The organism is Epibacterium sp. HA2-3 (assembly GCF_055693725.2).
In genome coordinates this window covers 1,536,202-1,552,516 of record NZ_CM172490.1, presented here as the reverse complement: position 1 = coordinate 1,552,516, position 16,315 = coordinate 1,536,202, and the positions used below count along the sequence as shown (strand labels likewise).

Annotated in this window: 12 protein-coding genes; 7 read left to right on the top strand and 5 right to left on the bottom strand. The window is 59.0% G+C overall.

Annotated features, from left to right (window positions below):
• Positions 1-251 precede the first annotated feature (251 nt).
• The 7 genes from ACZ1HH_RS07180 to ACZ1HH_RS07150 all read left to right on the top strand — a co-directional run bounded on the left by ACZ1HH_RS07180 (position 252) and on the right by ACZ1HH_RS07150 (position 7,841).
• Positions 252-1,502 (top strand): Zn-dependent hydrolase, encoded by a 1,251-nt coding sequence (locus tag ACZ1HH_RS07180; RefSeq protein WP_011538833.1) that lies wholly within the window; start codon positions 252-254, stop codon positions 1,500-1,502.
• Positions 1,503-1,631: 129 nt separating this feature from the next.
• Positions 1,632-3,086, top strand: a complete 1,455-nt coding sequence (hydA, locus tag ACZ1HH_RS07175) for a dihydropyrimidinase (RefSeq protein ID WP_011538832.1) — start codon at positions 1,632-1,634, stop codon at positions 3,084-3,086.
• A gap of 53 nt (positions 3,087-3,139) precedes the next feature.
• On the top strand, positions 3,140-3,967 hold the full coding sequence (locus ACZ1HH_RS07170) for an ABC transporter ATP-binding protein (protein WP_416368502.1): 828 nt from the start codon (positions 3,140-3,142) through the stop codon (positions 3,965-3,967).
• A gap of 24 nt (positions 3,968-3,991) precedes the next feature.
• Entirely contained in the window at positions 3,992-4,909 is a 918-nt protein-coding gene (locus ACZ1HH_RS07165; protein WP_472636247.1) for an ABC transporter permease, read from the top strand.
• A gap of 52 nt (positions 4,910-4,961) precedes the next feature.
• Positions 4,962-5,807, top strand: coding sequence for an ABC transporter permease (locus ACZ1HH_RS07160; RefSeq protein ID WP_472636246.1), 846 nt, complete (start codon positions 4,962-4,964; stop codon positions 5,805-5,807).
• Positions 5,808-6,009: 202 nt separating this feature from the next.
• Entirely contained in the window at positions 6,010-6,996 is a 987-nt protein-coding gene (locus ACZ1HH_RS07155) for an ABC transporter substrate-binding protein (RefSeq protein ID WP_472636245.1), read from the top strand.
• A gap of 152 nt (positions 6,997-7,148) precedes the next feature.
• Positions 7,149-7,841 carry a 4Fe-4S dicluster domain-containing protein gene (locus ACZ1HH_RS07150; RefSeq protein ID WP_472636244.1) on the top strand — a complete coding sequence of 231 codons (693 nt, stop codon included), beginning with the start codon at positions 7,149-7,151 and terminating at the stop codon, positions 7,839-7,841.
• A 53-nt stretch (positions 7,842-7,894) separates the two neighbouring features.
• Here the strand turns inward: ACZ1HH_RS07150 and ACZ1HH_RS07145 are convergent, their stop codons facing one another.
• The 5 genes from ACZ1HH_RS07145 to ACZ1HH_RS07125 all read right to left on the bottom strand — a co-directional run bounded on the left by ACZ1HH_RS07145 (position 7,895) and on the right by ACZ1HH_RS07125 (position 16,307).
• Positions 7,895-8,395, bottom strand: a complete 501-nt coding sequence (locus ACZ1HH_RS07145) for a flavin reductase family protein (protein ID WP_011538826.1) — start codon at positions 8,393-8,395, stop codon at positions 7,895-7,897.
• A 160-nt stretch (positions 8,396-8,555) separates the two neighbouring features.
• Entirely contained in the window at positions 8,556-9,239 is a 684-nt protein-coding gene (locus ACZ1HH_RS07140; protein WP_472636243.1) for an adenylate kinase, read from the bottom strand.
• Between the two features lie 6 nt (positions 9,240-9,245).
• Positions 9,246-11,204, bottom strand: coding sequence for an acetate--CoA ligase (gene acs / locus ACZ1HH_RS07135; protein WP_472636242.1), 1,959 nt, complete (start codon positions 11,202-11,204; stop codon positions 9,246-9,248).
• A gap of 352 nt (positions 11,205-11,556) precedes the next feature.
• A complete protein-coding gene (locus ACZ1HH_RS07130; protein ID WP_472636241.1) occupies positions 11,557-14,121 on the bottom strand; it encodes a Hint domain-containing protein in 2,565 nt (854 codons plus the stop codon).
• Positions 14,122-14,918: 797 nt separating this feature from the next.
• Positions 14,919-16,307, bottom strand: a complete 1,389-nt coding sequence (locus ACZ1HH_RS07125) for a methyl-accepting chemotaxis protein (RefSeq protein WP_472636240.1) — start codon at positions 16,305-16,307, stop codon at positions 14,919-14,921.
• Positions 16,308-16,315 lie beyond the last annotated feature (8 nt).

Below are 16,315 nucleotides of genomic sequence, written 5' to 3'. Positions count from 1 at the left end.
GCTGCTTGAAAATTGCTCATATCATAAGCAGCCAAAATCTTATCCTGAAATCAGGACGCGCAATTTCTTGACTGAGTCTGATCTGGTGATAGCGTGAGTTTGACCAGTTGGTCAAATGTGCGCGCCTTCAAGGCTCCGACATTGGCCAGCGGCAGAAAAAAAGAGCCACTGACCCGGGCGGAGCCAACCGCGCGTGACCTTGCCCCGCTCTTCGCGGGCAGGGCGGACTACAGGGAAGGAAGCAAAGAGACATGACGGCGCTTGGACAGAATCTGAAAATCAATGGCGATCGGCTGTGGGACAGTCTGATGGATATGGCCAAGATTGGCCCCGGTGTGGCCGGTGGCAACAATCGCCAGACGCTCACCGATGAGGACGCCGAAGGCCGCGCCCTGTTTCAGTCGTGGTGTGAAGCGGCGGGCATGACCATGGGGCTCGACTCCATGGGCAATATGTTTGCAACCCGCCCGGGTGAAGATCCCGAGGCATTGCCGGTCTACATGGGATCGCATCTCGACACCCAGCCGACGGGCGGCAAATACGATGGCGTTCTAGGGGTGCTTGGCGGTCTTGAGGTCGTGCGGACCATGAATGACCTCGGCATCAAGACCAAGCACCCGATCGTGGTGACCAACTGGACCAATGAGGAAGGCACGCGGTTTGCTCCGGCTATGCTGGCGTCGGGCGTGTTTGCCGGCAAACATACGCAAGACTGGGCCTATGGGCGCGAGGATGCTGAAGGCAAGACCTTTGGTGACGAGCTGAAGCGCATCGGCTGGGTTGGCGATGAAGAGGTCGGCGCCCGCAAGATGCACGCCATGTTTGAGCTGCACATCGAGCAAGGTCCGATTCTTGAGGCTGAGAAGAAAGACATTGGCGTGGTGACACACGGTCAGGGGCTCTGGTGGTTGCAATGTACCGTGACCGGCAAGGATGCGCACACTGGCTCGACCCCGATGAATATGCGGGTGAACGCCGGGCTCGGCATGGCGCGGATGACGGAAGCGGCGCATCAGATCGCCATGGCGCATCAGCCGCATGCAGTGGGCGCAGTGGGGCATTGCGATGTCTTCCCCAACTCGCGCAATGTGATCCCGGGCAAGGTGGTGTTCACCGTGGATTTCCGCTCTCCCGACCTTGAAAAGCTGACATCGATGCGCACGCAATACGAAGCCAAAGCAAAGGAAATCGCGGCGGAGCTCGGTCTTGGTCTGGAGATCGAGCCGGTTGGGCATTTCGACCCGGTGACCTTTGATGAGAGCTGCGTGAGCGCGGTTCGGGGCGCGGCAGAGCGTTTGGGCTATAGCCACATGGATATCGTCTCTGGCGCGGGGCATGATGCCTGCTGGATCAATGATGTGGCACCCACCGCGATGATCATGTGCCCTTGCGTGGACGGTCTGAGCCATAATGAGGCGGAAGAGATTTCGAAGGACTGGGCCGCGGCCGGCACGGATGTGATGCTGCATGCGGTGCTTGAGACGGCTGAGATCGTCGCCTGACAACAAGAGGGGGCTCTGCCCCCGTCGCGGTTCCCGCGACTCCCCCGGGATATTTGGAGTTAGAAGAAACTCTGCCGGGACCTCAAAAACAAAACGGCGCAAAAGTCGCCGGACCACAGGGAGTTTGATATGACGACAGTCATCAAGAACGGCACCATTGTGACCGCGGATCTAACCTATAAGGCGGATGTCCTGATCGAGGGCGGCGTCATCACCGAAATCGGCCCGGATCTGAAGGGCGATGAGGTGCTGGATGCCAGCGGTTGCTATGTCATGCCTGGCGGGATTGATCCGCATACCCATCTGGAGATGCCGTTCATGGGCACCTATTCTTCGGATGATTTTGAAAGTGGCACCCGTGCCGGGCTTGCGGGCGGGACCACCATGGTGGTCGATTTTGCGCTTCCGCAGCCGGGTGAGAGCCTGCTCGATGCGCTCAAGCGCTGGGACAACAAGTCGACTCGCGCCAATTGTGACTATTCCTTCCATATGGCGGTGACCTGGTGGGGCGAGCAGGTCTTTGATGAGATGAAGACCGTCATCGAGACCCGGGGCATCAACACCTTCAAGCATTTCATGGCCTACAAGGGCGCCTTGATGGTGAATGATGATGAGCTTTATGCGTCATTCCAGCGTCTTGCGGAGTTGGGTGGTATCGCCATGGTGCATGCCGAGAACGGCGATGTGGTGGCGGAGTTGAGTGCCAAGCTTTTGGCCGAGGGCAATACCGGCCCCGAAGCGCATGCCTATTCGCGCCCGCCGCAGGTGGAAGGCGAAGCCACCAACCGGGCGGTCATGATTGCGGATATGGCCGGTGTGCCGCTCTATGTGGTGCATACCTCCTGTGAAGAGAGCCACGAGGCCATTCGTCGGGCGCGCATGCTTGGCAAGCGGGTCTGGGGCGAGCCGCTCATCCAGCATCTGACACTGGATGAGAGCGAGTATTTCAACCCCGATTGGGATCACGCTGCGCGGCGTGTGATGTCGCCACCGTTTCGCAACAAACAGCATCAAGACAGCCTCTGGGCGGGGCTTCAGTCCGGGTCCCTGTCGGTGGTCGCGACCGATCACTGCGCGTTCTCGACCGAGCAGAAAAGATACGGCGTGGGCGATTTCACCAAGATCCCCAACGGCACGGGCGGGCTTGAGGACCGGATGCCGATGCTCTGGACGCATGGTGTCGAAACTGGCCGCCTGACGCCCAATGAGTTTGTCGCGGTGACCTCGACCAATATTGCCAAGATCCTGAACTGCTATCCCAAGAAGGGGGCTGTGCTTGTGGGGGCGGATGCAGATCTGGTGGTCTGGGATCCCAAGAAAACCAAGACGATCTCTGCCGAGAGCCAGCAATCTGCCATTGATTACAACGTGTTCGAGGGCAAAGAGGTGAAGGGCCTGCCGCGCTACACCCTGACCCGTGGACAGGTCGCCGTGATGGACGGTGAGATCAAGACCCAGGAAGGTCACGGCAAATTTGTGGAGCGCGCGCCCAACACCGTGGTGAACAAGGCGCTCAGCACCTGGAAAGAGCTGACCGCGCCGCGCCCGGTTGAGCGCAGCGGCATTCCCGCCACTGGCGTCTAAACGCATGAAAACGGGGGCCTCTGCGCCCCCGTTTGTTTGATCAAGGCTATGAAATGAATATGCAAATGACCTCAGAGGTAGAACAAGCCATCGATCGGGACCCAGGGGCGGCTGTGATCCAAGCACGCGATCTGGACCTTGTGTTTGGATCAGGCGACACATCCGTACACGCGCTGAAGGACATCAATCTGACCATCAATAAGGGGGATTTCGTCTCCTTTATTGGGCCATCGGGCTGCGGCAAGACCACGTTTCTGCGCTGTATCGCGTCTCTGGAGACGCCGACAGGCGGAAGCCTCACGGTGAACGGGATGACGCCGGAAGAGGCGCGCAAGCAGCGTGCCTATGGCTATGTGTTTCAGGCGGCGGGGCTTTATCCGTGGCGCACGATCGCCAAGAACATCAAGCTTCCGCTTGAAATCATGGGATATTCCAAAGCGGAACAGGACAAGCGCGTGGCCGAGGTGCTGGAGCTTGTGGAGCTTGCGGGTTTTGGCGGCAAATTCCCGTGGCAACTGTCGGGGGGGATGCAGCAGCGCGCCTCGATTGCGCGTGCACTGGCGTTTGATGCGGATCTGTTGTTGATGGATGAACCCTTTGGCGCGCTTGACGAAATCGTGCGCGACCACCTCAACGAACAGCTCCTGAAACTCTGGGCGCGCACCAACAAGACCATCGGTTTTGTGACCCATTCGATCCCCGAAGCGGTGTATCTGTCGACCAAGATCGTCGTGATGTCGCCCCGTCCGGGTCGCATCCACGAGGTGATCGAGAGCACCCTGCCCAAGGAACGCCCGCTCGATATTCGCGACACGCCGGAGTTTATCGAGATTTCGCACCGCGTGCGTGAGGGGCTTCGTGCGGGGCATGCTCATGACTGAGGATTTTGCAATGGAGGGCGGCGTATGAAGACGTTTATGGCCGTCCTGACCGTGGTCGCGGGGATTATTGGCCTCTGGTATCTTGCCTGCGTGCCGATGAACATCAAGGGGGTGCTGGACGCCGCTGAGCGCGCAGGGGAGCAGGTGGAGCCTGCAACCGCGCGTGAGCGTCGAGACGCTTCGGCACTTGGACTTGTGGTTCAGAACAGCTTTGCGATTTCGCGTGCATGGTCGGTGGAGCGCCCGCGCTTGCCGGCGCCGCATCAGGTCGCCACAGAGCTCTGGGACACCACGGTGATGAAGAAGATCACCTCCAAACGCAGCCTGATCTATCATGGGCAAGTGACGCTCTCCGCGACGCTTCTTGGATTTGCGATCGGCACAGGGCTTGGGATCCTGCTTGCGGTCGGGATCGTGCATTCCAGAGTCATGGACATGTCGGTGATGCCTTGGGCCATCGTGAGCCAGACCATTCCGATCATCGCGCTGGCGCCAATGATCATCGTCGTCTTGTATTCCATTGGCGTACAAGGGCTTTTGCCCAAGGCGATCATCGCCGCCTACCTCAGTTTCTTTCCTGTGGTGGTCGGTATGGTCAAAGGCTTGCGCAGCCCGGATCACATGCAGCTTGATCTGATGAAGACCTACAACGCCTCGCAGGGGCAGGTGTTCTGGAAGCTGCGTCTGCCCTCGTCGATGCCTTATCTCTTTGCCTCGCTCAAGATCGGCATTGCGGCCTCGCTCGTGGGGGCTATCGTTGGGGAATTGCCAACTGGTGCGGTCGCAGGGCTTGGCGCGCGGCTTCTGGCAGGAAGCTACTACGGTCAGACGGTGCAGATCTGGTCGGCGCTTTTTGCAGCGGCCATCCTGGCTGCGGCTCTGGTGGCGCTCCTCGGGGTGCTCGAGCGCATGCTGCTTGGGCGTATGGGGGTGAAATCATGAGTGGAAAACGTCTGATGGCAACCCGGTCCCAAACTCCTCAGGAGGTGCGCTGATGCTTTTGGTTTTCTTGGCTGCAGTGGTCTGGTGCGCGGGGTGGTGGATAAACACTCGCCTTGCCAATGGGCCAAAGGCGGATAGCCGTGCGGTGGGCCTCCTGGTGCCAGCGATCTTTGGGGTGACAATCCTGATCGTCTGGGAGCTTCTGGTGCGCGGTCTTGAGGTCCCGCTGGTGATCTTGCCCGCGCCCTCGTTGATTGCCGAGCGATTTGCGGCGAGCCTGCCGATCCTTTGGGCCGACTTCAGCCAGACCATCCTCAAAGGCGCGCTGGGTGGCTATGTGATCGGCTGTGGCGCGGCGTTTCTGACCGCCATTTTGGTGGATCGCAGTGATTTCCTGCGTCGCGGGCTGTTGCCGGTGGGGAATTTCGTCGCGGCGCTGCCGATTGTTGGCACCGCGCCGATCCTGGTGATGTGGTTTGGCTTTGACTGGCAGTCCAAGGCGGCCGTGGTCGTGGTGATGGTGTTCTTCCCGATGCTGGTGAACACCGTGGCCGGGCTGCGCGAAACCGACCAGATGCAACGCGATCTGATGCGCACCTATGCCGCGTCCTATTGGCAGAGCCTCATCAAACTGCGCTTGCCTGCGGCCTTGCCGTTTGTCTTCAATGGTCTCAAGATCTCGACAACCCTGGCGCTGATCGGGGCAATCGTGGCGGAGTTCTTTGGCTCGCCAACGGTTGGGATGGGGTTCCGGATCTCCACCTCGGTCGGGCAGCTTGCGCTTGATATGGTGTGGGCCGAGATCGTTGTCGCTGCGCTCGCAGGCTCGCTCTTTTATGGGCTCGTGGCTCTCTTGGAGAAGTCACTGACCTTCTGGCACCCGTCCCAACGGGGCTGACAAAAACGCGTGTCCCTGCGCGACGTGGGGGCACATCATCATTTGGGCGCAAGGTGCTGTATAGAGGGATAAATCCCCGCCATGCCCGGTGCCCAAGTCTTGTGCGAAACCAAGGGATCGATCGTCAATTAATGGCAAATCTTTTGCGTGTCGATCTCAACTCGCGCATGATTTCATCATAACCAACAGGGAGTTCAAACTGATGAAAAACGTGCTAACAGCCGCCGCCATGGCACTGATGGCAACCTCTGCTGCGCAGGCCGCAGATGAGGTGAAGCTGCAACTGAAATGGGTTACCCAGGCGCAGTTTGCAGGCTACTATGTGGCGCTGGACAAAGGGTTTTACGGGGAAGAAGAGCTGGATGTGACCATTCTTCCCGGTGGCCCCGACATCGCGCCCACGCAGGTGATCGCAGGGGGCGGCGCGGATGTGACCGTGGAATGGATGCCCGCAGCTCTGGCTGCGCGGGAAAAGGGTCTGCCGCTGGTCAACATTGCCCAGCCGTTCAAATCTTCTGGCATGATGCTCACCTGCTGGAAAGACACCGGCATCTCTGCACCCAAGGATCTCGCGGATCGCACTCTTGGGGTCTGGTTCTTCGGCAATGAGTTCCCCTTCATGAGCTGGATGGGCAAGCTCGGTATCTCGACAGAGGTCAAGGGTCCCGAAGGCGTAGAGGTTTTGAAACAGGGCTTTAACGTCGATCCTCTGCTGCAGCGGCAGGCCGATTGCATCTCCACCATGACCTATAACGAATATTGGCAGGTGATTGATGCGGGGGTCTCGGCTGATGAGCTTGTGACCTTCAAATACGAGGACCAAGGCGTCGCAACGCTCGAGGATGGCCTCTATGTGCTCGAGGACAACCTCTCCGATCCGGCCTTCGTCGACAAAATGGAGCGCTTTGTCCGGGCGTCTATGAAGGGTTGGAAATACGCCGAAGAGAACCCGGAGGAGGCCGCAGAAATCGTGCTCGACAATGATGCCTCTGGTGCCCAGACCGAAACCCACCAAAAGCGGATGATGGGCGAGATTGCCAAACTCACTTCCGGCAGCAATGGCGCGCTTGACGTGGCAGACTACGAGCGCACGGTGCAGACCCTGCTGAGCGGCGGCTCTGACCCGGTCATCACCAAGGCGCCTGAAGGGGCGTGGACCCATGCGATTACCGATGCGGCGCTGAACTGATTTCGCACCACGGTAATGCCATCGTAAATTAACTGGATACCCAGCCGAGGCTTCGGCTGGGTATCGTCAATTTTAAGAGAAAGTAACATTCTGTTAAGGGCTTGCACGCTTCACTTGTGCGGGGATCTGCTCCCCGTTGTACGGGGGAGAGAATGTCCCAGTTAACAAGTGAGTTGTGTTTTTGTGGGGCGGCGTCGCCAAACGTGCGCCGCTCCGCAGTTCTCGAACGCGTCTGTCTCAAGGCGCACCTTCGGGCACGGATCGGCGGTGCGGCAGAGGCTTTGGTGCTTTATTACGCAGCCAGTGTTCCAGCACATGTAAACGGCGATCTACGCGGGTCTTATGCTGTCACAAACCTGAGGGTCTGTCCGTCGGGCTGCCTCAGCACCGAGGACGTCCTGGGCGCGCTTGCGCATGGTTTTTCTCGCGTTTTCATTGAGTTGTCGCCCGATATTCGTCTAATCCATCGACAGCTCGACCTTGTCGAAGATATTGCTGCCTGCGCTGGATTGGATGGGACGGTTGCTCTGTTCCACTCTGAAAACGCGCTTTCGGTCCTGCTGGATGACCCCATCAAAGATGACGCAGATGCCGCGATACCACCAGAGCCTCGCGCAGAGACGGAAGCACCCTCTGTGGCGGGGTATGTGAGCCTCACGGATGGATGTACGCTGTGCCAACACTGTGTCTGGTCCTGTCCCACGGATGCGATGCACCTGGGCGATGCGGGCAACACGCTGGAGATCCGCGATCAGGCGTGCACGGGCTGCGGTCTCTGCGCAAGCGCCTGTCCCGAGCGGGTGCTGTCAATCCTACCGGTTGCTACAGCCCTGTGCAGCGCCTGAGGGCGCACCGGGGTATCTGAGCCTGAGGAACTACCGGGCGCTCTGTTGAAAAGTCAGTCGGAAAAACGACCGTATTTGCCCTGATGGAATACCAAACCGGGTCCCAGATCTGCGCGGCGGCTGACGTTCAGGACTTCACCCACCAGAATGGTGTGATCGCCACCTGGGTGGGCGGCGTGATGGGCGCAGTCCAGGCGGACCATTGCGTCGTCGAGAACGGGCTGATTTTGCGTGTTCCGGCTCCAGGGGTGGACGTCAAAGGCCTCGCCATGGCGGGCAAAATGCAGCGCTGCATCCATGTGATCTTCGGCCATCACATGAATCGAGAAGTGTTTGGCCCCCACAAATGGGTCATGCCGCTTCGAGTGTACGGCCGGACACCACAGCACCAGCGGCGGCGTCAGCGAGACAGAAGTGAAGCTGTTGACGGTCATCGCAAGCGGGCCGCGCTCTGTCTGTGTTGTGACCACGACCACACCGGTTGCAAAACACCCCAATGCCGCACGCATCTCTGCCTGAGTGTCGGGGCCGGGAGTGAAGCTGGTGAGGGTCATAGGGCAGGGGGTCCGTTGCTGTCGTCAATGCTGCGCGTGCCTCTGAGGGATAGCGGGCCTCGCCCTTATTTCAACCTCTGCCCTTGGATGCAAAAGAAAATAAATCAGATGCCTCCGACCCTGGGGGCGGAGGCATCTGATGCTCTCGCGCAGGGCGACCTTAGTGCAGGATCGTTTCCACCACAGAGGACATCTGCGTCGCAACGCTGCTGATTTCCGCCATTGCATCCACGGATTTCAGCACGCCGGCCTCTTGATAATAGGCGATCAGCGGTGCAGTCTGCGCATGATAGGCCTCAAGCCGGCTGGCCACTGTCTCTGCCCGATCATCAGCGCGCCGCGTGAGGGTTTCACCGCCGCATTTGGTGCAGACTTCACCCGGCATAGGCGGCTTGAAGGTGTCGTGATAGCCTTCTCCGCAATCGGCGCAGGTGGAGCGCCCGGAAATCCGGGTCACCATCGCGCTGTCATTCACTTCGAGGCTGATCGCCGCGTTGATCCGCTGACCGGTCGAGGCCAGCAACCCATCCAGCGCCTTGGCCTGCACGGTTGTGCGCGGGAAGCCGTCGAGGATGACCCCGTTGCGGCAATCTGCGTCGTTCATCCGGTCCTTGAGGATGGCGATGACAATCTCGTCAGAGACCAGACCGCCCGCATCCATCACCGCCTTGGCCTGTTTGCCCGCCTCGGTGCCCGCAGCCACGGCCGCACGCAGAAGATCCCCGGTGGAGAGCTGCACAAGGCCGTATTTTTCCTGAAGCATCCGCGCCTGCGTGCCTTTGCCTGCCCCCGGAGGGCCCAGCAGGATCAGTACCGCGGGGCGAGTCATAACATCTGTGGTCATGGTCGCTTACCCCTTGTTGGCACGGTTGGAGATCAGATCATCGACGACCGAAGGATCCGCGAGGGTCGAGGTGTCGCCGAGGCTGCCAAAATCATTCTCCGCAATTTTACGCAGGATGCGGCGCATGATCTTGCCCGAACGTGTCTTCGGCAGGCCAGGCGCCCATTGGATTACATCAGGCGAGGCAATGGGGCCAATCTCGGTGCGCACCCACTGACGCAGCTCCTTAAGGAGCTCGTCCGAAGGCTCGCGATCATTCATCAGGGTGACATAGCAGTAGATGCCCTGGCCCTTGATCTCATGCGGGTAGCCCACAACCGCGGCTTCGGCCACGGCGGCATGTGCGACAAGCGCGCTTTCCACCTCGGCGGTGCCCATGCGGTGACCAGAGACGTTGATCACATCGTCCACGCGCCCGGTGATCCAGTAGTCGCCGTCGGCATCGCGGCGGCACCCATCACCCGTGAAGTAATAGCCTTTGTAATCAGAGAAGTAGGTCTTCTCGAAACGTTCGTGATCGCCCCAGACAGTACGCATCTGGCCCGGCCAGCTGTCCTTGATACAGAGCACGCCCTCAACGCCGTTGCCGTCGATTTCAGCGCCTGACTGTGGATCAAGGACGACAGGCTCCACGCCAAAGAAGGGCTTCATCGCAGCACCCGGTTTGGTCGCATGCGCGCCAGGCAGCGGGGTCATCAGGTGTCCGCCGGTCTCAGTCTGCCACCAGGTATCGACGATCGGGCATTTGCCCTTGCCGACCACATCATTGTACCAGTTCCAGGCTTCCGGGTTGATGGGCTCGCCCACTGTGCCGAGGAGCTTCAGATCGGAGAGGTCGTATTTCTCGACAAATTCCGTCCCTTGCCCCATCAGGGCGCGGATCGCCGTCGGTGCCGTGTAGAACTGGTTGACCTTGTGCTTTTCGCAGACCGCCCAGAACCGGCCCGCATCGGGGTAGGTGGGCACGCCTTCAAACATCAATGTGGTGGCGCCATTGGCGAGGGGGCCATACACGATATAGCTGTGGCCCGTGACCCAGCCCACATCGGCCGTACACCAGTAGATGTCGCCATCGTGGTAATCAAACGTCACCTCATGGGTGAGTGCGGCATAGGTGAGGTAGCCACCGGTGGTGTGTACAACGCCCTTGGGCTGCCCGGTCGAGCCGGAGGTGTAGAGAATGAAAAGCGGATCTTCTGCGTCCATTGCGGCGGGTTTGCAGTAGTCATTCGCCTCCAACGCCATCTCGTTATAGTCATGGTCGCGACCGTCGATCCATGTGGTCTGACCGCCGGTGCGGCGCACCACGAGGCATTTCACGCTTTCTTTGCAGTGCAGCAGCGCGGCGTCGGCGTTCGACTTCAGAGGTGTCTTGCGCCCTCCGCGCGGGGCCTCGTCGGCGGTGATCACAACCTTGGCGTCACAGCCATTAATCCGCGCCGCCAGGGCGTCCGGTGAAAACCCTGCAAAAACAATTGAGTGGATCGCACCGATGCGCGCACAGGCCAGCATGGCATAGGCGGCTTCGGGGATCATGGGCAGGTAGATTACCACCCGGTCGCCTTTGCCAACACCCATGCTCTCGAGGATATTGGCCATGCGACAGGTTCTGAGGTGCAGCTCCTTATAGGAGATGTGCTTGGCTTCATCGGATGGATCATCAGGCTCCCAGATGATCGCGGTCTGATCGCCACGGGTCTCCAGATGGCGGTCGATACAGTTGGCTGCGACGTTCAGCTGACCGTCCTCGAACCATTTGATGTCCACGTTGCCAAAATCATAGGACACATTCTTGACCTTGGTGAACGGCTTGATCCAGTCGATGCGTTCAGCCTGCTCTGCCCAGAACTTCTCTGGGTTCTCGATGGATTGCGCGTACATCTCGTCGTATTTTGCCGCATTGACATGGGCGTTTTTGACGATGTCCTCAGACGGTGGGTAAACTGCGCTCTCGGGCGTGGTCATGGAATGTCCTCCCTCCAAAATTCTCTTGGGCGCGATCTCCACATGGAAGTGCGCCAAGAGTCAAACCTTCTCCAACCTTGGGCGTGATAATAAGCGAAGTTGAAAAGATGTGAATAAACATCGTTAAAATAAGGGCTTGCTTGTAAATCCTTTTCCGCTGCCCGCTGAATTACTGTAAATTTACGGTAGAAATTGACGATTTTTACATGGATAGACAGAATTTTTCCTGTCAATCGCTCCAGTGTAGACGCCATTGGCGTCGCCGGTATCAGTTGGGATTGTGTTCGAGTGGGCTGCGGCGTTTGCGCGCAGAATGTGGCCCTGTGGCGGCCTGCCGCGACTGGGCACCGTTTCAGGCGCTTTGTTTCAGACGGGTGGCGCGCAGTCTCTCTCGTAACTCTGCGGTGCTGATTTCCTCGCGTGCCAGCGGAGCATAGATCTGCTCGGTCGCCATTCTCGCGAGTTTGGGGGGCAACCCGTGCAAATAGCGGAACCCGGGCAGCAAAGCGGCGAGCTTTGCCACGGAGCGAGGCGAGAGCCCGCGCAAAGACCAAGGGCCGGGGAAAAAGCTCTCCGTTGCGACGCCGCCGGAAAACAAGACCTGGTGCCGCTCAAGCAAGACATGAACATAGGTGACGCCGCCCAGAGGGCAGCCAACACTGGCCTGATCCGGCGCCACCTGAAGGAGTTGATTGGCGCGCAGGAAACGCTCGGTCCGATCCTGTGGGTCGGCGAACACGAACCGGTGCTGACGCGACACCGTCATGGGCCGCGCCAGCAGAAGGCTGCCGCCTGGGTGCAATGTGATGGGCCTCAGCCGCGGATTGGCCACGAGCGCCTTATGGGGAACATGGGTCATTCCAATCCAGATCACGGGTTGGCAGCCCTCATCAGCCGTCTGCATCAGATCGCCGACCCGGAGTGTCTCAACCGGACGTGGCCCCGTCGCAGTGTCGATCAGTGTGCCCGTGGTGAAACAGGGAATGCCCGCAGAATAGAGATTGGCCGGGGCAGACATAAAGGTCGGTGGCACGCCAAGGAGCACCAGCTGCTCGCCATCCGGGAACGTCAGCACCGCATTGCCGCTGCCATCGTCGCTGACGACAACATCGTTTCGTGTGACGCTGCCGCCAGGTCCTGTACCGCCCGAGAGATTGGACACATCGAGCTGGTCGTTGAAGCGCCCATCGCCATCCAGATCGCCGGTACCAAAATCGGTGATGGTGTCGCGCCCGCCGCTGGTGGTGAGGACAAAGAGGTCCTCCCCACCGGCGCTTGTCATCAGGTCATCACCCAGGCCCCCGGTGATGGTGTCATGGCCGATGCCGCTGGAGAGCGTGTCATTGCCGCTGGAGCCGATGATGGTGTCATCCCCGGTCCCTGCATCCAGAGATACGCCGGTGGCAGCAGCGCTGGCGTCAAAAAAATCAGCCTGATCGGTCAGGGTGATCTGCTCGATGTCGCTGAAGGTGGTCGTATCCGACCCGCTGACGATGTCCCCGGCCTCATCCCCCGAATAGGTAACCGAAACCGGCCCAGACAGGTTGGACGCGTCAATGTGATCGCCTTCACCCGCACCCCCATCGATCGTGTCATTCCCGGAGTGATCTTCGAGGATAAAAGTGTCGTCGCCTTCGCCCCCGATGAGCTGATCGTTGTCGCTTGCGGTGACAGTCGGAACCTCGGTGGTGAAGACCTCGCTGGCAGTAAGCGGCGTGGAGCCGTCGTGATAGATCACAAAGCTCTGCGTATTGCCGTTCGCATATGTGATTGTAATGTCGGAATAATAATCTGGCGGCGAGGACGCGTTGGTCATCGAAATCGAAGCATAGGCCTCGGGCAGTACGATCCGGTCATTGCCGACGTCAAAGTCGCCAATGGTCAGGGTGCCGGTGTTGTTGGTGGTTCCGACAACCACATAGTCAGCCTCGCCATCGCCAGAGCCCGACTCGGTGGGCGTATTGTTCATGCGGATGACGGCGTTGCTGCCTGTTTCCGCATTCCAGTGATAGAAGTCCTGACCGGTTGTGCCGTGATAATTGTCGCCGTTGTACACCTGCACATAGGTCGGCGCCGCAGCGTCTGAATCGCTGCCGCTGTAGATCACATCATCGCCAGCGCCGCCGACAATCGTGTCGTCTCCCTCGCCTCCGCGAATGGTGTCATTGCCGTCGCCAGCAAGGATGTAGTCATCCTGATTGGTGATGTCCTGCCCATCGGCGTCGGTATAGCCGACGTCCATGTTGTCCGCGCCGGAGGTGCCGTCGATGGAATAGACGTCCGGTGTGCCATCTACAACCGAGGTCGAGAAATGACCCGGGGCCGGGCCACTGTCAAAGCTTGTGGTCTCGTATTGGGTGGCGGCATTGGTATCGCGTGAGCCTTCGAGCTCGTAGACATTTCCATTGCCATCGGTCAGGCCGACGCTGTTGCCGAGCGTGTCGCCATCACCATACTGGATGTCCTCATAGATAAACTCGAGATCAAAGTTGCCGCCGCCTGTATCGGTCAGCACAACCTGAAAGGAGTTGGTCCCGGCGCCCGAAGAGGGGGCAACATCGAGCCAGGTGATCGTGACCGTGCCGTTGACCGTGTCGAGATCCCACAGGATGTCGCCGCCTTGGCTGAGATCCATATCGGTCCACAGCGGTGCGATCAGTGGGCCTTGGTTAAAACCTTCGAGGCCCTCGGGGTTGTAGGTGGTGCTGTCCCAATCAAAACCAATGACACCGTTGGTGCCGACGTTGAACCCGGTATAGTTCTGGCCAAAGAGCGTGATCCCTCCAGGGCCGAACACCGAGGTGATGTCAACATAGACGCTGCCATCATCGAGGGTGCCGCTGTCCGGCCCATTCGTGACAAAGCTGTTTTCACCATACCCCGTCGCACCGCCGAGGCCTGAGTTCATCGTTGCCATTTACTCTTCCAGCCCCTGCAAGAGGGGCAGCTTCTTGTTACCGGGCCAATTGAACGAGGCTCATCATCGTTTTATGCGAAAATTCTTAAGTACCTGTTGAGGGTGAATGACGGGCGAAAAGTGAAAACACCATCAAATATGGGACTATCTCTTCGGGGTCAGCCACTGATGCGTCTGCAGAGGTTGAGTAAATTTCAAATATGCAAACCTAGGGCAGCGCGCTGAAGCGAGGTGCTGCGCGCTCATGTGGTGCGTCTCGCATGATCCGGTTGTTCCGTCTGCGGCGCTTTTGTCGTCTTTCAGATCGACTGCTTTTGGCGGGCGCGCATGCACAATCTGCGAATTTGCGCGTGGCAATGTCGGTCAGGTCGCAGGCATTGCTACGCATCGCAGAGCCTTTTGTGAAAGACGCGCGCCGCAGTGTCGCGGATCATCAAGACTGATGCGCGCCCTGATCTTGGCGTTGACCAGAAGAGGGAGCGGCGTCCCAGTCTTGACGCGAGCTAATTGCGGACGTTTTGGCCTCAGGAGCGAGGCCGTAGTTCGGGGTTCTCAGCTCCGGGTTAATGCGGAGGCTCAAGTCGCCCAATCTTGGCCAGAGTCGTAAGATCCCGCCCTAAAGCAATAAGGGAGGCAGCAGTTTATGTGCACTTCCTCTTGGGGGTCTTATGTCGGGGCGGGAACCTTACTGGTCCATCCACACCTTCGATGGGAAAGGCGCCGTGGCACGAGTGCCGACTGCGCCTTCATATCGGAATGGCGTGGGATGAGTCCCAACCGGGGGGAACTCTAGAGGACTAGGTGGCGGTGCGAAGTTCCAGTTCAGGTTCCACCGTTGGCGGCGGCGTGTTCGGGATCGGCGCGACATGTTTTGCGATCTTGATTTCGCCCTCGGATACAAAATTCGCGATCTCCTTCGACATCACGGATGCATCGCTGGCGAGGGTCTGGCTTGCGCCAGTGGTCTCTTCCACCATAGCGACGTTGTTTTGTGTCACTTCATCAAGATGACCGATGCCGCTGTTGATTTCGCTGAGCGTTACGGCTTGTTCCTCGGCTCCGCGTGCGATGACGCTGACGTTCTCAGAAATCGAGTTCACGCTGCTGATGATCGCCTCGAGTTCTGTGCCGGTGCGGCCCACCAGGGTCACGCCGTCAGAGACATGGGTGGCGCTTTGATCGATCAAGCCTTTGATTTCACCAGCGGCATCCGCAGAGCGAAGCGCAAGATTTCGGACCTCGGAGGCAACCACGGCAAATCCGCGTCCTGCTTCGCCTGCGCGCGCAGCTTCGACGCCAGCGTTCAAGGCCAGCAGGTTGGTCTGAAAGGCGATGTCGTCGATCACGGAGATGATCTTTGAAATGCTTTGCGAGGATTCTTCGATCTTGGACATTGCTTTTACGGCGTCACTGACGACCTGACCGCTTTTCTCAGCGGTCACGCGGGCTTCGCGAACATTGTCCTCGACTTCGCGTGCACCATCCGCCGAAGAGCGGACGGTTGCTGTCAACTCCTCGACTGCGGCGGCTGTTTCCTCCAGCGTGGCCGCCTGATTTTCCGTGCGTTGCGACAGTTCAGAGGAGGAGTCATTCAACTGACCCGCCGTGCGAGTGACGCCATCTGCCACTTCGCGCACCGTGCGAATGGTGTTTTGCAGAGAGCTGACAGCCTCGTTATAGGCTGTGGAGAGACGCCCGATGTCATCGATGTCGGAGGGGGCGCATCGATAGGTCAAATCACCGTTTCTCAGTTGTTCCAGCGCGGCGGCAATTCCAAGAATTTCCATTCGGCGCTTGGTGATGTTGGACGCGATTTTCACGATCCGGTCGACGGTCCCATCTTCATTGAAGAACGGCGCGTAGGTTGCTTGAATCCAAACAACTTCTCCGTCCTTGCGCAGCCTCGGAAACTGATCCGTCAGTGGATTACCCGCAGCCAGATCGCGCCACATCTGCTTGTAGGCGTCTTTTCTCACAAAGCTCGGATAGACAAACATGCTGTGGTGTTGGCCCTCGATTTCCTCAAGCGTGTAGCCCAGCGTGTCCAAAAAGACCTTGTTTGCGCGAATGATGGTCCCATCGACCTTGAACTCGATGACGGCCTGGGTGTTTTCGATCATCGCGCGCAGCTTCTGATCGTCATTCAGGCTGGAGGACGCAGCGGTTTTGGACTTCTTAAAAAGCATGTAGGAGT

Bases quoted from the DNA above. Each gene is read 5' to 3' on its own strand.
- ACZ1HH_RS07180 (WP_011538833.1), top strand. From the start codon at position 252: ATGACGGCGCTTGGACAGAATCTGAAAATCAATGGCGATCGGCTGTGG.
- hydA (WP_011538832.1), top strand. From the start codon at position 1,632: ATGACGACAGTCATCAAGAACGGCACCATTGTGACCGCGGATCTAACC.
- ACZ1HH_RS07170 (WP_416368502.1), top strand. From the start codon at position 3,140: ATGAATATGCAAATGACCTCAGAGGTAGAACAAGCCATCGATCGGGAC.
- ACZ1HH_RS07165 (WP_472636247.1), top strand. From the start codon at position 3,992: ATGAAGACGTTTATGGCCGTCCTGACCGTGGTCGCGGGGATTATTGGC.
- ACZ1HH_RS07160 (WP_472636246.1), top strand. From the start codon at position 4,962: ATGCTTTTGGTTTTCTTGGCTGCAGTGGTCTGGTGCGCGGGGTGGTGG.
- ACZ1HH_RS07155 (WP_472636245.1), top strand. From the start codon at position 6,010: ATGAAAAACGTGCTAACAGCCGCCGCCATGGCACTGATGGCAACCTCT.
- ACZ1HH_RS07150 (WP_472636244.1), top strand. From the start codon at position 7,149: ATGTCCCAGTTAACAAGTGAGTTGTGTTTTTGTGGGGCGGCGTCGCCA.
- ACZ1HH_RS07145 (WP_011538826.1), bottom strand. From the start codon at position 8,395: ATGACCCTCACCAGCTTCACTCCCGGCCCCGACACTCAGGCAGAGATG.
- ACZ1HH_RS07140 (WP_472636243.1), bottom strand. From the start codon at position 9,239: ATGACCACAGATGTTATGACTCGCCCCGCGGTACTGATCCTGCTGGGC.
- acs (WP_472636242.1), bottom strand. From the start codon at position 11,204: ATGACCACGCCCGAGAGCGCAGTTTACCCACCGTCTGAGGACATCGTC.
- ACZ1HH_RS07130 (WP_472636241.1), bottom strand. From the start codon at position 14,121: ATGGCAACGATGAACTCAGGCCTCGGCGGTGCGACGGGGTATGGTGAA.
- ACZ1HH_RS07125 (WP_472636240.1), bottom strand. From the start codon at position 16,307: ATGCTTTTTAAGAAGTCCAAAACCGCTGCGTCCTCCAGCCTGAATGAC.